Genomic DNA, 813 nt, shown 5'->3' on the forward strand with positions numbered 1-813 from the left:
GGTTCTGTCGCAATAAGACGGTGCGTTATGATTGGCGGGAAGAAAACGAACTGCGTGCTGCGATGAAACAGAGCCTGACGCCGGCGTTGGCGCGTGTGTTTAAACGCCTTCACTATCCGTTTGATGTGATGCTGATGTGCGTGCGCTGGTATATCGCCTATGGGCTGAGTGTGCGAAACCTGGAAGAGATGATGGCGGAGCGCGGCATCGAGGTCGATCATTCGACGGTGCACCGTTGGGCGATTAGACTGCTGCCCGTTTTTGAGAAAGCGTTCCGTCGCCGCAAGCGAGCGGTAGGCAGAAGCTGGCGTGTCGATGAGACGTATATCAAGGTCAAAGGACAGTGGAAGTACTTGTATCGAGCAGTGGACAAGGCTGGAGCAACAGTCGATTTCCTGCTTCGAGCCCACCGTGACAAGGCCGCCGCGCAACGTTATTTCGAGAAGTCGATTGATCAGAACGGCGAGCCTGAGACGATCACAATCGACAAAAGTGGTTCAAATCTGGCCGCACTTGAGGCGCTGAACGTTCCGCGCGATAAGCCGATCAAGATCCGCCAGAACAAGTATCTGAACAACATTGTCGAACAGGATCACCGAGCAATCAAGCGACGCACTCGGCCGATGCTCGGATTCAAGACTTTTCGGTGTGCACGCATCCTGCTTGGCGGCATCGAGCTCATGCACATGATCAAGAAGGGGCAAATGAAAGGTGTCGGCCAAACTCCCGCCGAGCAGTTTTACTCATTAGCCAAATAAGCATTACTTATCATATCGCCTTTGCTCGCCAATCCATCCTTATTGCGACAGAACC

At 53.4% G+C, this 813-nt stretch carries 1 protein-coding gene; it reads left to right on the forward strand.

The window, feature by feature from the left end; all coding sequences use genetic code 11:
- Nucleotides 1-62 precede the first annotated feature (62 nt).
- Nucleotides 63-758: an IS6 family transposase gene (locus HB376_RS40590; RefSeq protein WP_213769307.1), complete on the forward strand. Its 696-nt coding sequence runs from the start codon at nucleotides 63-65 to the stop codon at nucleotides 756-758.
- Nucleotides 759-813: the final 55 nt, after the last annotated feature.

The sequence above is a fragment of the Caballeronia sp. dw_19 genome (genome assembly GCF_018449515.1).
Classification (GTDB): domain Bacteria; phylum Pseudomonadota; class Gammaproteobacteria; order Burkholderiales; family Burkholderiaceae; genus Caballeronia.

Coding starts and splice junctions, on each gene's coding strand:
- HB376_RS40590 (WP_213769307.1), top strand. CDS start 63: ATGAAACAGAGCCTGACGCCGGCGTTGGCGCGTGTGTTTAAACGCCTT.